General features: G+C 44.4%; 4 protein-coding genes. All 4 read left to right on the forward strand.

Annotated features, from left to right (window positions below):
- A partial coding sequence (locus tag ABYB02_RS16840; protein WP_372763514.1) for a YggT family protein occupies positions 1-241 on the forward strand: 241 nt, incomplete at its 5' end.
- Between the two features lie 58 nt (positions 242-299).
- Complete coding sequence (locus ABYB02_RS16845) at positions 300-740, forward strand: DUF4426 domain-containing protein (protein WP_372763517.1); 441 nt, start codon at positions 300-302, stop codon at positions 738-740.
- 7 nt (positions 741-747) lie between these two features.
- Positions 748-1,347 carry an RdgB/HAM1 family non-canonical purine NTP pyrophosphatase gene (gene rdgB / locus ABYB02_RS16850; protein ID WP_372763515.1) on the forward strand — a complete coding sequence of 200 codons (600 nt, stop codon included), beginning with the start codon at positions 748-750 and terminating at the stop codon, positions 1,345-1,347.
- Positions 1,344-1,915, forward strand: a 572-nt coding sequence (gene hemW / locus ABYB02_RS16855; protein ID WP_372763516.1) for a radical SAM family heme chaperone HemW, incomplete at its 3' end; no start/stop codon positions are given. The genes rdgB and hemW, both read left to right, overlap by 4 nt.

Genomic DNA, 1,915 nt, shown 5'->3' on the forward strand with positions numbered 1-1,915 from the left:
CATTACGGTGTTAAAAGAAGCGTTGAACTTAGTTTTTTGGGTATTGATTATTCGCGCTATTTTAAGCTGGGTGAGTCAAGGCTATAACCCAATTGAAGCGGTATTCCACCAGCTTACAGAGCCAATGCTGAAACCTATCCGTAAAATACTCCCCCCCTTGGGTGGCTTAGATTTATCGGTATTAGTGCTTATTATTGGTATTCAGTTTTTACAAATGCTGCTTATGGATCTGTTAGCCTAAGCAGTTAATTTAATAAAAGAGGTCAACAGACCTCTTTTTTATAACTTTGGAGTTAATGATGCAACGTTTAATTAAATGGTGTTTTGTTGCCTGTATGGCTTTCGCCTTTAATGCGCACAGTGAACAACAAGGTGCCCAATATAAAGAGCTTGGTGATTGGCAAGTACATTATATTGCTTTCCCCTCGACATTTATTCAGCCACAAATTGCTCAGGCGTATAACCTCGAACGCAGTGGTTATAAGGGCATAGTGAACATTTCAATCCTCACTAACGATGCCGCACAAACAGCGCAGGCAGTCACCTTAACCGGCAGCGCAAAAAACCTCTTAGGCAATAAGCAAACGCTTAATTTTAAAGAAGTGAAAGAAGGCGAGTCGATTTATTATTTAGCGCAAGTTAAATACACCAATGAAGAAATTTTACGCTTTGACATTGATATCCAACAAGGGTCGCAAATTCAAAAACTCCAATTTCAGCAAAAATTTTACGTAGATTAAAAATATTATGAGCAAAACCTTAGTCCTTGCCACGGGGAATCCGGGCAAAGTAAACGAGCTGGCAAACATGCTTAGCTCGCTACATATTAACGTGGTGCCACAAAGTGATTTTAACGTCACTGAAGTGGCCGAAACTGGCACCACCTTTGTAGAAAATGCCATTATAAAAGCTCGCCATGCGGCAAAAATAACCGGGTTGCCCGCCATTGCCGACGATTCTGGATTAGAGGTTGATGGCTTAAATGGTGCTCCGGGCGTGTACTCTGCGCGCTTTGCCGGAGCTGGTGCAACTGACCAAGCTAACATAGATAAACTACTGCTTGAGCTGGGTAGTAACCCAATTCGCAGCGCACGCTTTTGGTGTGTATTAGTGTTAATGCGCCATAGCGATGATCCCACGCCATTGATTTGCAGTGCGAGCTGGGAAGGCGAGATCACTCAACAGCAACACGGCGCAGGCGGCTTTGGTTACGATCCGGTGTTTTTTCTACCGGCACTTAATTGCACCAGTGCCGAGCTGAGTAAACAGCAAAAAAATGCCCTCAGTCATCGTGGTCAAGCACTGCAAAAATTACTACACGAGTTAACACTAAAAGGCGGCCTGTGAACCTTCCTCCCCTGAGCTTATATGTGCACGTACCTTGGTGCGTGCAAAAGTGCCCATATTGCGATTTTAATAGCCATGGGCAAAAAGGTGAAATTCCAGAACAAGAATACGAGCAGCACCTAATAGATGACTTAACCGCCGATCTGCACTTAGTGCAAGGGCGAAAAATACACAGTATTTTTATTGGTGGCGGCACGCCAAGCTTATTAACAGGCGCGGCTTATACGCGCCTGTTAAACGCAGTCGACACACTAATTGGTCTAGCAGACAACTGTGAAATCACCCTTGAAGCTAACCCTGGAACAGTAGAAACCGGACGTTTTAAAGACTATGTAAAGGCCGGGATTAACCGCATTTCGATTGGCGTGCAAAGCATGCAAAACGACAAGCTTAAAGCATTAGGGCGCATTCATGGCGCCGATGAAGCACGTTACGCGGCAGAGCAAGCAAAACAAGCCGGTCTTAACAGCTTCAACTTAGATTTAATGCACGGTTTACCCGGGCAAACGCTTGACGATGCATTGAGTGATTTAAAACAGATCATTGCGCTCAATCCCCCGCATATTTC

The sequence above is a fragment of the Pseudoalteromonas sp. genome (assembly GCF_041613455.1).
Taxonomy (GTDB): Bacteria; Pseudomonadota; Gammaproteobacteria; order Enterobacterales; family Alteromonadaceae; genus Pseudoalteromonas.

Coding starts and splice junctions, on each gene's coding strand:
- ABYB02_RS16845 (WP_372763517.1), top strand. CDS start 300: ATGCAACGTTTAATTAAATGGTGTTTTGTTGCCTGTATGGCTTTCGCC.
- rdgB (WP_372763515.1), top strand. CDS start 748: ATGAGCAAAACCTTAGTCCTTGCCACGGGGAATCCGGGCAAAGTAAAC.